The following is a 17,344-nucleotide window of genomic DNA, read 5'->3' as shown; positions in this document are numbered from 1 at the left end:
GCCACTTCTCCGCAGCTTGGCTCTATATCTGCGGAGAATAAATTGAGCACTGAACGTATCGACGGTCAGGAGCAGCCTTTTTGGTCTGCCGGACCGTTCAAAATTCGCCTGCCTTTCGTTCACTATAAATTCGAATGGCCTGATTATTTTCAAGGCCTGCTGATGTGTGCGGTGGACCTGTCCGCCATCCCGCTTATGACTGAACTCCTTGGCATGCCTTTCGAAGTGGCCCTCGCCGTGGTCGTCCTGAACGGGTTGTTCTATCTGACGCACCATTTGCTCGGCGATCCCGTCGTTCCGGGTTGGATCACACCTGCCATTCCGCTTCTGATGGCCTATTGCACCACGTTCCCCGAAGGGCCAGAGCGCGTTCATGCACTTGTTGCCTTCCAGATGATGCTGGGCATATTCTCGATCTTTATAGGAGCGTCAGGGCTTGCACATCGCGTCGTGCAACTGATCCCATCAGCGATCAAGGCTGGCATCATTGCTGGTGCGGGCTTTGCCGCCGTCATATCGGTGTTTCAGATTGGCGGTCGTTTCGACAGCTTCCCGTTCACAATCACCATTGCAGTTGGCCTCGGTTTCTACGTGATATTCTCGCGCCAGTTCGCACGTATTAAAAATAGCAATCCGGTACTGGCCCTCATTGGAAAACTGGGTGTTTTCCCGATTATCCTGCTCGCAGTAATCATAGCCCCGCTCTTCGGCGAAGCACCCTGGCCAAAGCTTGAATGGTCGCTGACCAGCCCCGACTTCTCGACGCTTTGGCGTGAATATACCGTATTCGGACTTGGCTTGCCGCCGCTGTCGATGTTCATTACGGCTATTCCGACCATGTTCGCCGCCTATATCGTTCTTTTCGGCGATGTTTTGCAAAGCCGGGCAATCCTGAAGGAAGCCGACGAAGCCCGCCCCGACGAAAAGATAGACTACAGCCCTGATCGTGCTCATCTCATTTTTGGCGGGCGCAACGCGGCCATGAGTGTCCTTGGACCGGACGTATGTATGTGCGGCCCGCTCTGGTCCGCCATGCACGTCGTCATTACCGAGCGTTTCTCGCAGGGCAAGAAGGCCATGCATTCGATCTTCGGTGGCGCAGGCTCATTTCGCTGGGGCACCAATACCGGCTTGTTTCTGATGCCAATTGTCACTCTGGTGCAGCCGATCCTTGGCGTCGCACTCGCCCTCACCTTGCTTATTCAGGGATATGTTTCGGTTCGCGTCGGCATTCTCGAAGCACGTTCCCAACGCGATCTTGGCATTGCCGGCGTGGTCGGTGCGGTTCTTGCCACTCGCGGTGCAGCCTGGGCTTTTGCGACCGGCGTCGTCCTCTGCCTTTTGATATATGGCCGTGACTTCTTCCGTGGTGAAATAGACAACACTTTTACCAAAGACAACTGACCGATAGCCCTCCCGGTCCTACCGGGAGGGCTTCTGGTTTTTATCCACTCACGACTTCAGGCAACGGTCGATCCACTGTCATCGCATGATCGAGAACCCGTTGCAGATTGGCGGCGTGACGGAAACTCGGTTCCAGTTCCGCACCATCGGCCACAGCACGCGCAAAACGCTGGTAGTTCGTCTCTACCGTTCCCGCATCGATGTCCCGCCAGACTGGCGTTTCAATGTCCTCGCCGATGGAACCGCGCAGGCTTGAGCCTGTAGGTGTGTGGAGAATTTCCAGCGCACCCTTGTCGCCATGGATCCGCAGCCGCAGCTCGTTCAGGTGCCCCGTCGCCCAACGGCTGGCGTGAATGACACCCAGCGCGCCATTGGCATATTCCGCCATCATGACGAAGCTGTCATTCGCATCGAGCACATATTCACCAATATGGTTGTTCTCGGCCTTCTCGAAAGTCTTGAGGCGAGCCGAGGCACGTTCCACATCGCTGCCGATGGCATAGCTGGCGAAGTCGAGAATATGGATGCCGACATCGCCCAGAACCCCGTTCGAACCATGCCGGGTCGAAAGGCGCCAGAGCCATTTGCTTTCGGTTTTCCAGTCGCCCCATATCTTCGAGACCAGCCAGCTTTGCAGATAGGACGCCTCGAAATGACGCACCTGGCCGATCTCACCCGCCATCACCATTTCCCGCGCCTTCTGCAGGGGCGCGACATTGCGATAGGTCAGGTTGACCATGTTGATAATACCGGCCTGCTCGGCAGCATCCGCCATTTCAGCGGCTTTTTCGTAGCTTTCTGCAAGTGGCTTCTCGCAGAAGACATGCTTGCCCGCGCCCACCAATGCAAGTGTGGTCGGATGGTGGATGGCATCCGGCGTGACATTGGCAACGGCATCGAAACGGCCCCACTCCAGCGCATCCTCAAGTCGCGTGAAGCGGTTGTGAATGTCGTGGTTTTCAGAAAAGGCATCGACACGCTCCGCCGAAACGTCACATGCGGCAACGACCTCGACGCCCTCAATGGCCTTGAAGGCTTCGGCATGGTTTTTCGCCATGCCACCTGTTCCCAGAATAAGAAGACGCATCATGCACCTCAACGATAGCCGGCTTCGCCCGGCTTGTGCAGTTTAGGCCCACGCTCGACAATAGGCTCCGGCGCCTTGTCGACCGGAACATTCGGCGCGGTGTGAATGCCCGTCCATGCCGGTTGCGGATTGTAGGCCCATTTGACCGAGTTGCGCAGAACCGTCTGCACATTCGCGTCGTGATAGGTCGGGTAGGTTTCGTGGCCGGGGCGGAAATAGAACACATTGCCCGCACCGCGCCGCCAGGTCATGCCGGAGCGGAAGACCTCTCCACCCGCGAACCACGAAATGAACACGGTTTCCAGCGGTTCCGGCACGGAGAACTGTTCGCCGTACATTTCCTCATTCTCAAGCACGAAATTCTCGTCCAGCCCCTGTGTGATCGGATGGCCGCGATTGACCACCCAGAGCCGCTCGCGCTCACCCGCCTCACGCCACTTGAGCGCGCAGGGTGTGCCCATCAGGCGCTTGAAGATCTTGGAGAAATGTCCAGAATGGAGCACGACCAGTCCCATGCCTTCGAAAACGCGCTTCGCGACGCGTTCCACAACCTCGTCACTGACGCCACCATGATCCTTGTGGCCCCACCAAGCGAGCACATCGGTCTTGGCGAGACGGTCTTCGGTCAAGCCATGCTCCGGTTCCTGCAAGGTGGCGGTCGTCGCCTCGATTGCGCTATCCTCGTTCAGTGCCCTGGCGATAGTGTTGTGCATGCCGTCCGGATAAACCGAACGTACGGTTTCATTGATCTGCTCGTGAATGTTTTCACCCCAGACGACAGTACGAATAGGCACGAGTATTCTCCTTGCTGCGGGCAATCACGGCCCATTTGTCTCATGTATCATCAAGCTTGGGAGGTCAGCGTCAGACGGCGCGGCCCTTTTCATCGAAACGATGAACATTTTCCCCCATCGGGGAAACCGAGAGTATCTCGCCTGACCTGCGCGCTGCCACGCCGCTTTCGCGGACCACCAGCGGTTCCTCCAGGCCAAGATCGATATAGACATAGGTGTCGGAACCGAGAATTTCGGTGTGGATCACCTGACCGGTCCAGTGAGCATTGTCGGATACAATGACGAGGTGTTCGGGACGCAGGCCCACTGTATGCGCACCGAAAGGCTCACTATATCTGCCGGTCAGGAAATTCATCTTCGGTGATCCGATGAACCCGGCGACGAAAAGCGAATTTGGCTTTTCGTAAAGCTCAAGCGGCGTTCCGATCTGCTCCACCCGTCCGTCACGCAGCACACAGATGCGGTCAGCCAGCGTCATCGCCTCCACCTGATCGTGCGTCACGTAGATCATGGTGGTGTCTTCCATGCTCTGGTGGAGCTTGGCGATCTCAAGCCTTGTAGCCACACGTAGCGCCGCATCGAGGTTGGACAAGGGCTCGTCGAAAAGGAATACTTTCGGATCGCGCACGATGGCACGGCCAATCGCGACGCGCTGCCGCTGGCCGCCGGAAAGCTGGCGCGGCAGGCGCTCAAGATAGGGCGTCAGCTGCAGCATTTCTGCGGCTTTTTGAATGCGGGCCTTACATTCATCCTTGTTCTTGCCTGCAAGCTGCATACCGAAGGCCATGTTCTCATAGACCGTCATATGCGGGTAAAGCGCATAGGACTGGAAGACCATTGCGATGCCGCGCTTCGACGGTGCGAAACTGTTGACCACGGTTCCATCGATGGCGAGGCTACCCGATGAAATTTCCTCCAGCCCCGCGATCAGGCGCAGCAGCGTGGACTTGCCACAGCCCGAAGGGCCGACAAAGACCATGAACTCGCCGGGACGGATATCCATGTCGACGCCCTTGATGACATCGAAATTGCCGAAAGACTTGCGCACATCGCGCAACTGAAGTTCTGCCATGTGTTAAGACTCCTAACCCTTTACGCCACCCGCCGTCAGACCGGACACGATCCGCCTCTGGAAGATGAGCACGAGGATGACGAGGGGAACCGTCACGATGACGGAAGCCGCCATGATGTTGCCCCAGGGGATTTCAAACTGGCTGCTGCCGGACAGAAGTGCGATGGCGACAGGCACCGTGCGCTGGCTGCTGGACGAAGTAAAGGTGAGCGCGAACAGGAACTCGTTCCATGCGGAGATGAAAGCAAGTAATCCGGTCGTCACTAGCGCCGGCCACATCAGTGGCATGAAAACACGCGTGATAATCACCCACGGCGATGCGCCATCCACGATGGCCGCTTCCTCAATCTCGATTGGCAGGTCACGCATGAAGGTGGTGAGGACCCAGACCGTGAAAGGCAGCGTGAAGATCATATAGGAGAAGATCAGCGCCAGCGGCGTGTTGAAGATGCCGAGGAAGCGTATCAGCTCGAACAAACCTGCCAGAACGGCGATCTGCGGAAACATGGACACCGAAAGAATGGTGAGAAGCAACAAGCCCCGTCCGCGAAAACTCACACGCGCCAGCGCATAGGCAGCTGTCACCGCCAGCAAGAGAGAGATTGCCACTACAACGGTCGCCACCAGCAGTGAATTACCAAGACTGCGTAGGAAGCTGCCCTGCGTGAGAACACCGGTATAATTGTCGAGCGAGAAACTGCGTGGCCAGTAATCGACCTGAAACAGCGCCGTCCCGGATTTGAGACTGGTGATGATCGCATAATAGAATGGGAACACCGCGATCAAAATGATGAGTGCCACCAGCAGATAGAAGCTGAGGGTTTTCACATAGTGCATCATGCTATTCCCCCCTGCTGCCGACATTGACGCGTCCGAAGAACATGTAGAGCACGGTGATGGCCGCAATGATGAGGAACAGCATCGTCGATGCCGCCGCACCATAGGCGAATTTGTCGAAATCGAAGAGATTTTCGCGCGCGAAAACCGACATGGTCTTGGTCTGCGCGTTATTCGGCGTCAGCACATAGATCAGGTCGAAGATGCGCAAGGCATCCAGCATACGGAAGATGATCGCCACCATCAGCGCTGGACGGATTAACGGTAGCGTCACCCGCCAGAATACCTTGACCGGATGCACGCCATCGATCTTCGCCGCCTCGTAAATGTCGGATGACACCATTTGCAGACCGGCCAGAATAAGCAGCGCCATGAAGGGCGTCGTTTTCCAAACATCGACGATCAAGATCGCAATCATCGCTGTGTCGGGATTGGCCGTCCAGGCGATCTTCTGGCTGATGAGGCCGAAATTGAGCAGGATATGATTGAGGATGCCGAACTGGTCATTGAGCATCCAGCCCCACATCTTGGCCGAAACAATCGTCGGGATTGCCCATGGGATCAGGATTGCGGCGCGCACGAGCCCACGCCCCCGAAAATTCGCGTTCAGCACCAGAGCGACGATCAATCCGAAAATCGTTTCGAGGCTGACCGACAGAATAGTGAACCGGATCGTGTTCCAGACCGCACCCCACCAGGCGGGATCGGCCAGAAGACCACGGTAGACGGTGCGCCCGCTCTTGAGCGTCACCCACGACAAATAGTTGTTGAAGCCGACGAATTCAGCGGTGCTCAGGCTCGTCAGCGATGCATTGGTGAAACTGAAATAGATGGTCCGCAGCAGCGGCCAGCCAGCCACCAGCGCCAGCACGATCAGCGTGGGTGCGAGAAACACCCATGCCGACCGGATACGCTGCGCGCGCAGATCGGAGTGAAGCCGTGTCTGCAGGCTCCTCAGCGCATCAAGGGAAGTCTCCGTCATGATCCTGCTCCGGGTCATCGGATGAGAAGGGCGTTCGGGTTGCCCGATAGGGGGCTTGGGAGGACAACCCGAACGCGGCTTGATCGGTCCTTACCAGCCGGAGCCTTCCAGCTCAGTCAGCTCGACCTCAAGCATTTCGAGATTCTCCGCAGCCGTACCGTTGCCCGAGAGCGTCTTGTGCACGGCAGTCCAGAACTTCGAAGAGACTTCGTTATATTTCACCTTCGTCGCAGCCGATGGGCGCGGCACGGCATTCTGGAAGATAGGTTTCCAATTGGCCATGAAAGGCTGCGCTGCAATGACATCCTTGTCATCATAAAGCGTTTGAATGGTTGGCAGACGCGAAATCTCGACGGCCTGCACCTTTTGCACTTCCGGCGATGCGAGATATTTGACCAGCGCGATGGCCGCATCCTGCTTGGTGGAATATTTTGAGACGGCAAGGTTCCAGCCGCCGAGCGTCGAGGATGGCGCATCCCCCTCTGCACCGGCAGGCAGTGGTGCGACGTCGAACTTGCCGTTCACGCCGCTATCGGCACTGTTGCCAAGCGCATAAGCATAGGGCCAGTTACGCATGAAGACGGCATTGCCAGTCTGCCAGACGCCGCGCGATTCCTCTTCCTGATAAGCAAGCGCGCCCTGTGGCGAAATCGAACCGATCCAGCCCTTGGCGCGATCGATCGCCGCTGCTGCCTTCTCATTGTTGATGGAGATCGTACCGTCGGCTTCAACGATCTGGCCGCCTCCGGACGACTTCACCCATTCAAGCGCATTGCAGGTCAGGCCCTCATAGGCATTGCCCTGAAACACAAAGCCCCAGAGATCGGACTTTCCCTCCGCCCGCTCCTTGTCCATGATCTCCTTGGCAGTCGCCGTCATCTCATCCCAAGTCTTGGGAACCTGTTTGTTGTATTTTTCGAGGAGATCCTTGCGATAGAAAAGTGCCGGAGCGTCGGTATAGAAGGGCAGCGCAACCAGCTTTCCGTTCACGGTCTGTGACGCGATAATGGATGGGAAATGCGCGCCCGTGACATCCTTGGTCGCTTCCGTCAAATCGACGAACTGATCGGATAGCTGCGGCGCCCAGACCACGTCCGTCTGGTAGACGTCGATATCGGCGTTACCTGCCGCGAGCCATAGACGATACTGGCTGAATTGCTCGCTGCTCGATGGCGGCATCGAGACAATATTGACCTTGTTGCCGGTGTCCTTCTCGAACTTGACGATCTGCTCCTGCAGAAACTTGATGTTATTGCCCGTTGAATTGGCCGCAATGGAAATCTCCACTGCATGGGCGCTTACCGTCGCCAGGCCAAATGCCGCGCAAGCCGCGAGTATACCTTGGAATGCCTTCATAGTTCCCTCCTCCCATCCATTCTGTAAGCGGTTTGATAAAATCGAAAACGGTTTGGATGACGAAAAGGTTGCAGAGGACCGCATTTCTGTCAAGCAGCAGATTTTTCACTCTATTTCATTTCACATCTCATCACTCAATATATATTGCAAATTCAATATATTATCATTCATAATCTGTATTTCTTAGCGCTTAAGGGGCATGCTCTCTCAAACGTGCCAAAATGAAAATTGAAACAAACTTGAAATCGGTTTGGATTTCGTGCACCCTATATGTTGCAGCAGTTTAAAGAACTCAACCGACCAATTGTTAATCGCAAGGAAGCGGCTATAATCCGCTGCCTTGCCTGCCTGACTAATTCGAAAGCCAAATGAAGCTCCGTGAATTCGCCAAACATCTCGGCCTCTCAGCCACGACCGTCAGCCGGGCGTTGAGCGGCTATCCCGAAGTGGCGGAAAGCACGCGGAAGCGGGTCATGGACGAGGCTGTACGTCTCGGCTACCAGCCCAATGTCAACGCGGTCAGACTGGTTACCGGGCGTGCTGGTGCAATCGGCGTCGTGATGGGCCGTAACAGCGAGTTTCACTTCGCCGAGTTCATGCGCGGCATGGCAGAACGGCTCAGTCAGGATGAAGTCGATATTCTCGTCAGCCCGATTGCAAACAACGGCACCGACGACGAAGTGCAACTCTGTCGGCGCCTCGCCACCAGCCACCGTGTCGATGCTATCATCGTGACGTCTCCAAAACCCAATGACGAGCGCATCCGCATGCTGCATGAACTGGGAATGCCATTCCTCGTGCACGGACGCTCTGAAACCGACATTCCTCATGCATGGCTCGACATCGATAATGAAGGCGCGGTTTATCGCTCAACAGCCCATCTGCTTGACCTCGGCCACCGTCGTATCGCGATGATAAATGGTCGCTACGGCTTCACCTTCTCACTTCACCGCGACGAAGGCTACCGGAAGGCGCTCGAAAGCAAAGGCATTGCCTTCGATCAGGAACTTGTCGAGCACGGCGATTTCACGGATGAGATCGGTTATCGTCTTGCGCGCAAGCTTCTGGAGCGTAATCCGTGCCCGACAGCGTTTGTTGCCGGCTCCATGATGACTGCGCTTGGCATATACCGGGCCGCGCGCTCTTTCGGCCTGACCATCGGCAAGGATATCTCCGTCATCGCCCATGATGATGTGATCTCGTTCCTGAGCGCTGACAATATGGTGCCATCCCTGACTGCAACCCGCTCGTCGATGCGAGCAGCGGGAAAACGCTGCGCCGATCTTCTGATGGATATACTCGACGGACGCGCGGCCACCGACATCCATGAATTATGGCCCGTCGAACTGATCCTGCGGGAGTCCGCGACCCGCGTGCCCGAATGGGCTTAGGAATGTTCAGAATTTAACGCGATTTGTCAGATTCACGCCACTGGTGTAGATTTGTCATGCAACGCGGAATTGGTTCAACACGCAGAAATGCGCCCCCGAAACCAAACCGCGTTGCATGCGGTTTATATCGGAGTAAAAATTGCGCAGTGAACAATCTATTCTTCAAATTTCCATAGCGGTTACTATTCTGGTTGCTGGCTTCGGCATCGTTTTCGGCCTGTTATCCGGCTCATTTTCTATCGTATTCGATGGCGTTTACATGCTGGCTGATGCTGCGATGAGTGGGCTTGCCCTCCTTGTCTCGCGTCTCATCGCCCTTTCTGCCTTGCCGGAACAGCCACGCGGAAAATTGCGCGATCGCTTCACAATGGGCTTCTGGCATCTCGAACCGATGGTACTTGGCCTCAACGGTATGATGCTTACCGGCGTTGCGATCTACGCGCTCATCAACGCAATCGGCAGCCTGATGGATGGCGGACGCGATCTCGAATTCAGCTATGCGATTTTCTATGCCGTCGTCGCCCTGATCGCTTGTCTCGGCATGGCGCTGTTGGAAATGCGCGCAAATAGGATATTGAAATCAGACTTCGTCGCACTCGATGCCAAAGCCTGGATCATGTCCGGCGGCATAACTGCGGCACTTCTGATCGCCTTTTCGGTCGGCTATGCCATTGAAGGAACAGAACTCGGCTGGCTGACGCCTTATATCGATCCCGCAGTTCTGGCAGTCGTTTGTCTTGTCATCATTCCCATGCCCATCGGCACGATCAAACAGGCTCTGGCCGATATATTCCTGGTTACACCCATTGATCTCAAGCAGCATGTCGATGCGGTTGCTGGAGAGTTCGTCAAGCGCAACAGCTTTCTGTCCTACCGCGCTTATGTCGCCAAGGTCGGTCGCGGCAAACAGATCGAACTCTATTTCATCGTTCCGCCCGACCTTCCGCCACGAAAGCTCGAGGAATGGGATGCGTTGCGCGGCGAAATCGGTGATGCACTCGGCGGCGAAGGACCGGATCGGTGGCTGACCATCGCCTTTACCACGGATGTGGAGTGGGCCGTCTGACCTGAAGGGCTTTGTTACTCGTTCGTCAGCGACAACTGTCGGCGCAGCCGCATCGTGCGGCTGTCGCCTGGCTGACGGGGCAGCCGATTGAAAGCATTCAGGTAATTGGTCTTGGTGCGCATGATGTGCGCCTCCAGTATTTCCCGCAATTCCTTCGGCTTGTCGGCATCGGCCAGCTCAATGATGGCGGCATGGTCGGCGAAGGAGCGTGCAGGCTCGCCCTCCGCACCGATGGCAAGATGCGTTCGCAAGGCTGCGACACGTCCTAGAATACTGTCATAGGCGCGCGCCAGATAACGATTGCCGCAAACACGGAAGAAGGCCAGATGAAATTCTGTATCGCAACGCCCGTAAGCGCGCAGGTCATCCTCATCTATTGCCGCACGCATGAGGTCGAACTGCTTTTTCAGTTGCGAGACAAGTTTCTTGCGGTTGTTGCCAAGCGCAAGCCGCATGGCCTGATCTTCCAGGCCCACCCGAAAATCGCAAAGCTCTGCAATGTCTTCCTGCGTCGGCGTAAAAACATAGGTGCCGGACTTTGGAACGATATGAACCAATTCCTGCATCTGCAGGATGTTGAGCGCCTCGCGTACCGGCGTGCGACTGACATCGAAGGCCGCAGCGAGCATGTCCTCGGAGAGGTTCTCCCCGAATTGAAACTCAGCATCGACAATCGCACCGCGAATACGTTCGGCGATGCTACTTGCCAGCGACTTCTTGCTCTTGCCTCGAATCTCTCTCATGTCCGAATCTTACAGACGCCTCATTGCGACGTATAGAGCGGTTGAAACCGCATTCAAATTGCACCGGTGAATGGTAGCGGACCCGGATGAAGTCCGGGCCCGTCATTTTGATCAGTCCCGCTTGGCTTTCAGGCTCATGCAGAGAAAGAAGCCAAGAATCGGAAACACGGACAGGGCCAACAACGACAGCGAGAAACTGTCTGTCGTGGATTTAACCCAGCCCACGAGATAGGGCCCGGTAAAACCGCCAAGCTGCGCGAAGCCGTTGATGGCCGCAAGTCCGCCAGCGGCAGCAGCGCCGGACAGGAACTGTGTCGGCAGCGTCCAGAACACGCCGAGATAGGACCACAGGAAAAACGCGCAGACCGACAGGAGCACGAGGCTCAGGATCGGCGACGGTGCCAGCGCACTGGCAGCAAGGAAGATACCGCCGAACAGGCCGGCAATCGCCGTGTGAATCTTGCGCTCACCGGTACGGTCCGAACTGCGTGAAATCACGACAAGTCCGATCGCGGCAAACACGAACGGAATGGCAGAGATGAGTCCGGTCTGCGCCGCAGTATAGTCGCCAAGGCTCTTCACGATCTGCGGCAGCCACATGATGACGCCGTAAACAGCAATACCGTTGAACATATAGACCAGCGTCAGAAGCCAGACGCGGTAATCGCTGAACACTTCTTTCAGCGAATGACGAGTATCGGCCTGCTTGCCTGCATTTTCCTTGGCTAGTTCGGCCATCAGCCATGCGCGTTCGTCGGCGGTCAGCCAGCGCTTGTCCTTTTCTGGACTGTCAACCAGATAGAAGAAGGTCACGACGCCGAGGAGCACCGCGGGAATTCCTTCGAGAATGAACATCGCCTGCCAGCCGTGCAGACCAAACAGTCCCTCGCCTGCATCCATCAGCCAGCCAGAGAACGGTGCGCCCACAACGATGGAAAGCACGGTTGCCGTCATGAACAGGGCCGTTGCGCGGCCACGTTCCTTGGCCGGGAACCAATAGGTGAGATAAAGCAGAACGCCCGGTGCAAAACCGGCTTCTGCAACACCCAGCAGAAAACGGAGGATGTAGAACGAAACCGGGCCCTGCACGAAAGCCATGGCGCACGACACAAGCCCCCACGTGACCATGATGCGCGCAATCCAGACGCGCGAGCCGAGCTTGTGCAGCATCATGTTGCTCGGCACTTCGAACAGCATGTAGCCAATGAAGAAGATGCCCGCACCAACGCCGAACATGTAAGGCGTGAGACCGATATCATTGTTCATGTGAAGCGCGGCATAGCCGATATTCACACGGTCGAGATAGTTAACGATGAAGCAGATAAAGCAGAACAGAACGATCCGCAGATTGAGTTTGCGAATGGTGCTGTCGCGCAGGTCGGGCGTTGCGCCGACCGCACTCAGAGTGGAATTGACCACGATGTCCTCCCAGGTCTCCGCTCACATTCCAGCATGAGCGGCATGCAATAATCGTTGCGGGAGCTGACACGTGATGATGCGCTCTCCCGTTCAGAGCTTTATCTGCAGAAACGGAGCCGGGACCATTCCGGCATGTTTCCAGCAGACAGGCAATCCCGATCACGGACAGGCCATTGGCACAGATCCGACCGTTATCGTCTCACTCCCATTGCAATGATTAGCGTGCAAACAGCAACTTTACAAGTAGCATACAAAATCTTGTACCCTAGATTGACAGGAGAGCCGGTCCATGGCTTTTAAAGCCACCGTTGCCGAAAGGTTGAGTCTGCGGATTCTCTTCGGCGACCCGTGGGCGCAAAGCGACGCCTTTCTTCGAGGAGGAAGATTTCATGACGACGAATCCAACAGCCTTTCCGGCTGATTTTTTTGCGGATCGGGTGGTGCTCATTACCGGCGGCGCATCAGGCATTGGCAAGGCCGTTGCCGAAAAGCTCATCGCGCTCAAGGCCAGGGTCGTGCTTTGGGATGTGAACGGCGCTCGTCTGCAGGAAATGGCGGACAAACATGGCGAGCAGGTTCTGACGGCCATTGTGGATGTCTCCGACAAGGCCGCGGTTGATCGCGCGGCGCACGATATCACCACGAAATGGGGGGGCATCGACCACCTGGTCAACAATGCGGGCATTATCGGCCAGCGCATGACCGTGAAGGAATTCGATGCTGATGAGCTGGACCGCGTGCTGGCCGTCAATCTGAAAAGCGTGTTCTACGTTTCCAGCGCTTTCCTCAACAATCAGGGCAAGAAGCCGAATAAATCGGTTGTCGGCCTGTCCTCCATCGCCGGTCGTACTGGCGGCATGGTCGGTAATATCGCCTATGCGACGACCAAGGGAGCAATCGCTTCCTACACCTACGCGTTTGCCAAGGAGCTCGCGCCGGAAATCCGCGTCAATGCACTGGCGCCCGGCGTGATTGACACGGAAATCCAGAAGGATGTTTTTGCCGATCCTGCCAATATCGCCAAAATGGCTGACCTCATTCCATTGAAGCGGCTTGGAACTGCCGATGAAGTTGCAGACGCGGCCATCTGGCTGCTGTCGCCGGGAGCGGCCTATATTACAGGCGTCGTGCTTGACGTTTCGGGCGGGCGATAAGGAGACGACGATGACGCAGGCAAAGGCCCTGAAAAACCTCATCGAAACCGGTCGCATCATTCAGGCGCCGGGTGCGCCCGATCCGCTAACCGCCCGCCTTGTGCAGCAGGCAGGGTTTCCGGCCATCTACATGACCGGGTTCGGTGCGACGGCAAGCCGCCTCGGCACGCCCGATCTGGGTCTCCTCACGCAGACCGAAATGACAACCCATGCGCGGGATATGACCCGCGTGGTGGATATTCCGGTCATCGCCGATGCCGATACAGGTTACGGCGGCCCGGCCAATATCGTGCGCACGGTGGAGGAATATATCCAGTCCGGCGTCGCTGCCATTCATCTGGAAGACCAGATGGCGCCGAAACGCTGCGGCCAGCTTGCCGGTATCCGGCTGATTCCGTCGGAAGAAAATGTGCGTCGCCTCAAATGCGCGATTGCGGCGCGCGCCGACAAGGACTTGCTCCTGATCGCCCGCACCGACGCCATGCCTGCGGCTGGAGCGGAAGAGGCGATCCGTCGCGCGAAAATGTATCAGGATACGGGTGTCGATCTTGTCTTTGTCGATGGCATTAAGACTATTGCGGAAGTCGAAGCCGTCGCCCGCCACGTCGAAGGACCGAAGGTCGTCAGCATTGTCGACGGCAACGAAACCGTGGCTTTGACGGCCACCGACCTCGAACAGATGGGCTTCAACGTCGTGTTCTATGCGCTTTCAACGCTGTTCTCGGCGGTCAAGGCAGTGAGCGATACGCTGTCAGTTCTCAAGCGTGACGGTACGCCGAAAGCCCGCGCCAGCAATATGATTACGTATCAGCAATATTGCGACATCGTGGACCTGAAAAAGTTTCAGGATCTCGATGAGGAATATGGCTGGTCATAATCGGACTAGCCGAGGCAGGCGGCGACGCCTGCCTTTTCAGGCACTAAGCTTCTTCGCCTGAATGCGCGGCGATGCTCTTTCGACCGTGATTTCATAATGGTCGCCTTGCGTTACCTCAGCGATACGGCTTGGACGAAACGCAACTGTATTGATGCCGCCTTCGTGGCGCAGGCTGTCGAACAGAATTCCGAACTCGCCGCCCTTGCGCATTTCTTCGCCGAACTTCTGTGAAGCGGCGTAATCTGTCGGATCATAGACGGCAGGTAATGTTGCCTGCTCGCCGCATATATCGACGAAATCCTCTTCCAGCTTCGCCGCATAGACCCGAAATGTACGGGCCAGACCGTCCTGCTGCGTCGCAACGGTTTCGCGACGCATGTGGTGCGCAACCTCGACGACGGACGTGGTCAACCGCGCCGCCGCATACCAGGCGCCAAGCTCAGGACCGTTGAAGCGCATGCCGCCCGGCGCCACATGCAGAAACGTCGCCATGACGATGCTGGAATTGGGCCTGCCGAACACCCATTCCTCGCGTGGAAGGCGCTGCAATCGTTCACTCAGAAGACGATCGTTCGTCCAGCCTGCCAGTTCCATCACCGCTTCCAGATCGGCAGCGGTAGCAACGGTATCAAAAAGACCAATCGGCGGAAAACGCGACGGGATCAGACGATAGCTTGGTTGTGGAGCAGGATTGCGCCTCACGAGAACACCACGTCTTCATCCCGATAAGGCCGGAACGCGCGATCCAGTTCGTTCGGCTCCATGTAAAGGCCGCCACGCGCCGCATCCAGAAACCGGCGAACCGTCAGCAAGCCATCCTGCAAACCGCTCGTTATCAGGCTCAACGGCGGATGACCGCCGAAGACGCCGGACTGATTGGGCGTATGCAGCCAGCGGATACCAGCTTTCTCATCTGGATAAAGCACGCCCAGCGCCTGATGAATGCCCAGCACAGCGGACAAGCGCATCAACACGTCCACATCCAGCGTGATTTCGCGATGCTCGCGCACCGCCTTCACCCAATTGTAATAGGTTGATCTTGAAGGCAGTCCCAGCACCATAAGCCGCTGCTGCTCGTCCAGCCCCCAGAGATCGGCAATAGCAAGAAAGGTGCGCAGGCCCGGTCCGCTCAACCGCTTGCGCGAATGCGGAGAAAAGCGGGCCGCATCGAGAATATCCGGTCCCTTGCCTATCATTGACTTCAACACCGCATTGCTTCTGGCCATGATTGCCTCCGATCGTCCAGATCAGAATATAGTCCAAATTTGGACTTTTGCAACCTGACGGTGTTTCAGCCGGTAAGACACGCTTTATTCGGCGGCGATAAGAGGCGTTTCGGCAGCCACGTCCGGCATTGTATCGAAATGGACCGGACACAGCGAGACATAGCCGTTGCGAATGTCCAGCACATGCGAATAGACATTCTGGCCGTTTTCAAGCCGCGGCAGCTTGTCCTCATGCATGATGCTGATGACGATGGCTTGCGGGCAGCGGGTCTTCAGCGCCTCATGGAACCGCATCTTGGAAGCCGGATCGAGGGCACCGGTTGCTTCGTCGAGGAAGATAATCGACGGCTTGTGCAAGAGAATGCGCGCCAGCACCATCTTCTGCTTCTGGCCTCCAGAAAGAACCATGTCCCAAGGCGTGCCATCGGCATCGGCGTCATTCATGCGCTCGATGAATTCGCCCAACCCCGCCTCGTGCAGCACAGCAGCAACAGCCAAGTCACTGAACAGGTTCTCATCGGCGGGCAGGCTGACAAGCTGCTTCAAGGAGACGGAGGGGAACTTGGCCTCCTGGGTCGCATAAAACGAGGTGGCATTCTGCGGATAGATGATATCGCCGGTGCCATATGGCCACAGGCCATTCAGCGCCTTTACGAAGGAAGTTTTGCCCGAACCGGATTCACCGCGCATATAGACCCAGTCGCCTGAACGAATATTGATCACGCCAGAGCGCAGGAACGGTGCTTCGCTGTCCGGTCCCTGCATGAGGGTGAGATTGCGTACCGACAGGCCGAAACGCGGATGCTGTTCGGCAAAAGCGAAGCGATTGATACCGGAGCGGCTGTAAAATTCCGTCGGATCCTGAACATTCTCGATGGCCTGCGCGAGGCCGATCACGCGGCCCGCATTGGCGCGCAGATTGGCAATTGCCGGCATGACCTGAATAAACCACGAGCAGTCATTGATCATCGCAGCGACGAGTTCCGCGCCCGTCACATAGTTACGGAAACTGACGGAGCCGCTCATATAAGGCAGAAGGCCCGGAATATAGGCAACGATACGGTTCGACAGAAAACCATAGGCTTGCGAGAAGGCGAGATAGGCAGCGTCGAAACGGTTAAGCCGGTTCCAAGTGCCATCGACATCCTTGTAGAGACGATCATTGACCGACCGCTGGACGGCTTCACCGCCGGATGCAGAAATCTGGAAACTGCGCCGCAGCAGCGTCGTCCACTCGCCACGATAGGAACCTTCGGCCTTCTGGATGCCGAGATTGAGGCGCTCCAGGCGTTTGCCGATCTTGATCGCGACCAGCGTTCCGAGCGGGACATAGATCACGATTGCAGCAAAGGCCAGGACGGCGCTGCCATAGCTTCCGAGGAAATCCAGTCCCTCTACGTGGGTGGACATTTCAATCAGCTTCTGGCCAATGAAGAAAGCAGACAGGAACACACCAACAATGCCCATGACGAGGCCGATGGCGCCGCCGGTCATGCCCTTGATCGATTCCTGCAGGCGCTGATCGATATTGTCCGGCTGATCCTTGCCCCTGCCCTGTTGCAGATGGAAATGCGTATGCTTGCCGTTCAAAAGCGCAGTGGAGAACTGGTCGTTCAGCCATTTGCGCCATTTACGGTGCAGCGTGGTGGACAGGAAATGGCGGGAACCGACCAGCATTACGTCCTTTGCCAGCATCAGCAGAACAAGAACGCCTGCATTGGCGGCAATGGTTATGAGAGGATGCTGAACAGGCGCAGTGTTGACGTTAACAATAGAATTCATCAGCAGGCCCGAAGCCTCGGCCACCCATACCGTGGTCTTGCTCACGAAGGCCGTCATCAGGAAGATTGCGATGGTGAGAGCCCAGGCTTCCTTCCAGCGGTCGGAAACCCAATAGGCGCGCATCAGCCCCCAGAACGACGTCATGTCAGCCACG

General features: G+C 56.7%; 17 protein-coding genes. 6 read left to right on the top strand and 11 right to left on the bottom strand.

Translation table 11 applies throughout. The features are described from left to right. The first annotated feature begins 42 nt into the window (after positions 1-42). Entirely contained in the window at positions 43-1,404 is a 1,362-nt protein-coding gene (locus MKS82_RS25725) for a hypothetical protein (RefSeq protein WP_109986761.1), read from the top strand. Between the two features lie 40 nt (positions 1,405-1,444). On the opposite strand, the gene MKS82_RS25720 is transcribed toward MKS82_RS25725, so the two are convergent. From MKS82_RS25720 to MKS82_RS25695, 6 genes are all read right to left on the bottom strand, one after another. Then, positions 1,445-2,491, bottom strand: coding sequence for a Gfo/Idh/MocA family protein (locus MKS82_RS25720; protein ID WP_109986760.1), 1,047 nt, complete (start codon positions 2,489-2,491; stop codon positions 1,445-1,447). Between the two features lie 8 nt (positions 2,492-2,499). Then, positions 2,500-3,285: a ThuA domain-containing protein gene (locus tag MKS82_RS25715; protein WP_109986759.1), complete on the bottom strand. Its 786-nt coding sequence runs from the start codon at positions 3,283-3,285 to the stop codon at positions 2,500-2,502. A gap of 70 nt (positions 3,286-3,355) precedes the next feature. Next, complete coding sequence (locus tag MKS82_RS25710) at positions 3,356-4,357, bottom strand: ABC transporter ATP-binding protein (RefSeq protein ID WP_109986758.1); 1,002 nt, start codon at positions 4,355-4,357, stop codon at positions 3,356-3,358. Positions 4,358-4,369: 12 nt separating this feature from the next. Further along, the gene (locus MKS82_RS25705) at positions 4,370-5,197 is read right to left on the bottom strand and encodes a carbohydrate ABC transporter permease (protein WP_109986757.1); all 828 of its coding nucleotides are present in this window, start codon (positions 5,195-5,197) and stop codon (positions 4,370-4,372) included. Position 5,198: 1 nt separating this feature from the next. Next, a complete protein-coding gene (locus MKS82_RS25700; RefSeq protein WP_109986756.1) occupies positions 5,199-6,176 on the bottom strand; it encodes a carbohydrate ABC transporter permease in 978 nt (325 codons plus the stop codon). Positions 6,177-6,266: 90 nt separating this feature from the next. After that, positions 6,267-7,532 (bottom strand): ABC transporter substrate-binding protein, encoded by a 1,266-nt coding sequence (locus MKS82_RS25695; RefSeq protein ID WP_109986755.1) that lies wholly within the window; start codon positions 7,530-7,532, stop codon positions 6,267-6,269. A gap of 368 nt (positions 7,533-7,900) precedes the next feature. On the opposite strand from MKS82_RS25695, the gene MKS82_RS25690 reads away from it, so the two are divergent. After that, positions 7,901-8,923, top strand: a complete 1,023-nt coding sequence (locus MKS82_RS25690) for a substrate-binding domain-containing protein (protein ID WP_109986754.1) — start codon at positions 7,901-7,903, stop codon at positions 8,921-8,923. Positions 8,924-9,062: 139 nt separating this feature from the next. Beyond that, positions 9,063-9,989, top strand: a complete 927-nt coding sequence (locus MKS82_RS25685; RefSeq protein WP_109986753.1) for a cation diffusion facilitator family transporter — start codon at positions 9,063-9,065, stop codon at positions 9,987-9,989. 14 nt (positions 9,990-10,003) lie between these two features. Here MKS82_RS25685 and MKS82_RS25680 read toward each other — a convergent pair whose 3' ends face one another. Continuing rightward, a complete protein-coding gene (locus MKS82_RS25680) occupies positions 10,004-10,732 on the bottom strand; it encodes a GntR family transcriptional regulator (RefSeq protein ID WP_109986752.1) in 729 nt (242 codons plus the stop codon). Positions 10,733-10,843: 111 nt separating this feature from the next. After that, the gene (locus tag MKS82_RS25675) at positions 10,844-12,151 is read right to left on the bottom strand and encodes an MFS transporter (RefSeq protein WP_109986751.1); all 1,308 of its coding nucleotides are present in this window, start codon (positions 12,149-12,151) and stop codon (positions 10,844-10,846) included. 289 nt (positions 12,152-12,440) lie between these two features. Between MKS82_RS25675 and MKS82_RS29590 the strand changes: the two genes are divergently transcribed. The 3 genes from MKS82_RS29590 to MKS82_RS25665 are packed head-to-tail and all read left to right on the top strand — an operon-like array spanning position 12,441 to position 14,182. After that, a complete protein-coding gene (locus tag MKS82_RS29590) occupies positions 12,441-12,572 on the top strand; it encodes a hypothetical protein (RefSeq protein WP_268904577.1) in 132 nt (43 codons plus the stop codon). Next, positions 12,541-13,305, top strand: coding sequence for an SDR family NAD(P)-dependent oxidoreductase (locus MKS82_RS25670; RefSeq protein ID WP_176036989.1), 765 nt, complete (start codon positions 12,541-12,543; stop codon positions 13,303-13,305). The genes MKS82_RS29590 and MKS82_RS25670 overlap by 32 nt, the downstream gene beginning before the upstream one ends. A gap of 10 nt (positions 13,306-13,315) precedes the next feature. Beyond that, complete coding sequence (locus tag MKS82_RS25665) at positions 13,316-14,182, top strand: isocitrate lyase/PEP mutase family protein (protein ID WP_109986749.1); 867 nt, start codon at positions 13,316-13,318, stop codon at positions 14,180-14,182. A gap of 36 nt (positions 14,183-14,218) precedes the next feature. Here the strand turns inward: MKS82_RS25665 and MKS82_RS25660 are convergent, their stop codons facing one another. The 3 genes from MKS82_RS25660 to MKS82_RS25650 all read right to left on the bottom strand — a co-directional run bounded on the left by MKS82_RS25660 (position 14,219) and on the right by MKS82_RS25650 (position 17,343). Next, positions 14,219-14,884 (bottom strand): RES family NAD+ phosphorylase, encoded by a 666-nt coding sequence (locus tag MKS82_RS25660; RefSeq protein ID WP_109986748.1) that lies wholly within the window; start codon positions 14,882-14,884, stop codon positions 14,219-14,221. After that, positions 14,881-15,408 (bottom strand): MbcA/ParS/Xre antitoxin family protein, encoded by a 528-nt coding sequence (locus tag MKS82_RS25655; RefSeq protein WP_109986747.1) that lies wholly within the window; start codon positions 15,406-15,408, stop codon positions 14,881-14,883. Before MKS82_RS25655 ends, MKS82_RS25660 begins: the two co-directional genes overlap by 4 nt. Before the next feature lie 84 nt (positions 15,409-15,492). Then, positions 15,493-17,343 carry an ABC transporter ATP-binding protein/permease gene (locus tag MKS82_RS25650; RefSeq protein WP_176036986.1) on the bottom strand — a complete coding sequence of 617 codons (1,851 nt, stop codon included), beginning with the start codon at positions 17,341-17,343 and terminating at the stop codon, positions 15,493-15,495. Between the last annotated feature and the right edge of the window lies 1 nt (position 17,344).

It is taken from the genome of Ochrobactrum sp. A-1, assembly GCF_022488005.1.
Classification (GTDB): domain Bacteria; phylum Pseudomonadota; class Alphaproteobacteria; order Rhizobiales; family Rhizobiaceae; genus Brucella.
This window is presented reverse-complemented; position numbering and strand designations above follow the sequence as displayed.

Coding starts and splice junctions, on each gene's coding strand:
- MKS82_RS25720 (WP_109986760.1), bottom strand. CDS start 2,491: ATGCGTCTTCTTATTCTGGGAACAGGTGGCATGGCGAAAAACCATGCC.
- MKS82_RS25710 (WP_109986758.1), bottom strand. CDS start 4,357: ATGGCAGAACTTCAGTTGCGCGATGTGCGCAAGTCTTTCGGCAATTTC.
- MKS82_RS25705 (WP_109986757.1), bottom strand. CDS start 5,197: ATGATGCACTATGTGAAAACCCTCAGCTTCTATCTGCTGGTGGCACTC.
- MKS82_RS25700 (WP_109986756.1), bottom strand. CDS start 6,176: ATGACGGAGACTTCCCTTGATGCGCTGAGGAGCCTGCAGACACGGCTT.
- MKS82_RS25695 (WP_109986755.1), bottom strand. CDS start 7,532: ATGAAGGCATTCCAAGGTATACTCGCGGCTTGCGCGGCATTTGGCCTG.
- MKS82_RS25690 (WP_109986754.1), top strand. CDS start 7,901: ATGAAGCTCCGTGAATTCGCCAAACATCTCGGCCTCTCAGCCACGACC.
- MKS82_RS25680 (WP_109986752.1), bottom strand. CDS start 10,732: ATGAGAGAGATTCGAGGCAAGAGCAAGAAGTCGCTGGCAAGTAGCATC.
- MKS82_RS29590 (WP_268904577.1), top strand. CDS start 12,441: ATGGCTTTTAAAGCCACCGTTGCCGAAAGGTTGAGTCTGCGGATTCTC.
- MKS82_RS25670 (WP_176036989.1), top strand. CDS start 12,541: ATGACGACGAATCCAACAGCCTTTCCGGCTGATTTTTTTGCGGATCGG.
- MKS82_RS25665 (WP_109986749.1), top strand. CDS start 13,316: ATGACGCAGGCAAAGGCCCTGAAAAACCTCATCGAAACCGGTCGCATC.
- MKS82_RS25655 (WP_109986747.1), bottom strand. CDS start 15,408: ATGGCCAGAAGCAATGCGGTGTTGAAGTCAATGATAGGCAAGGGACCG.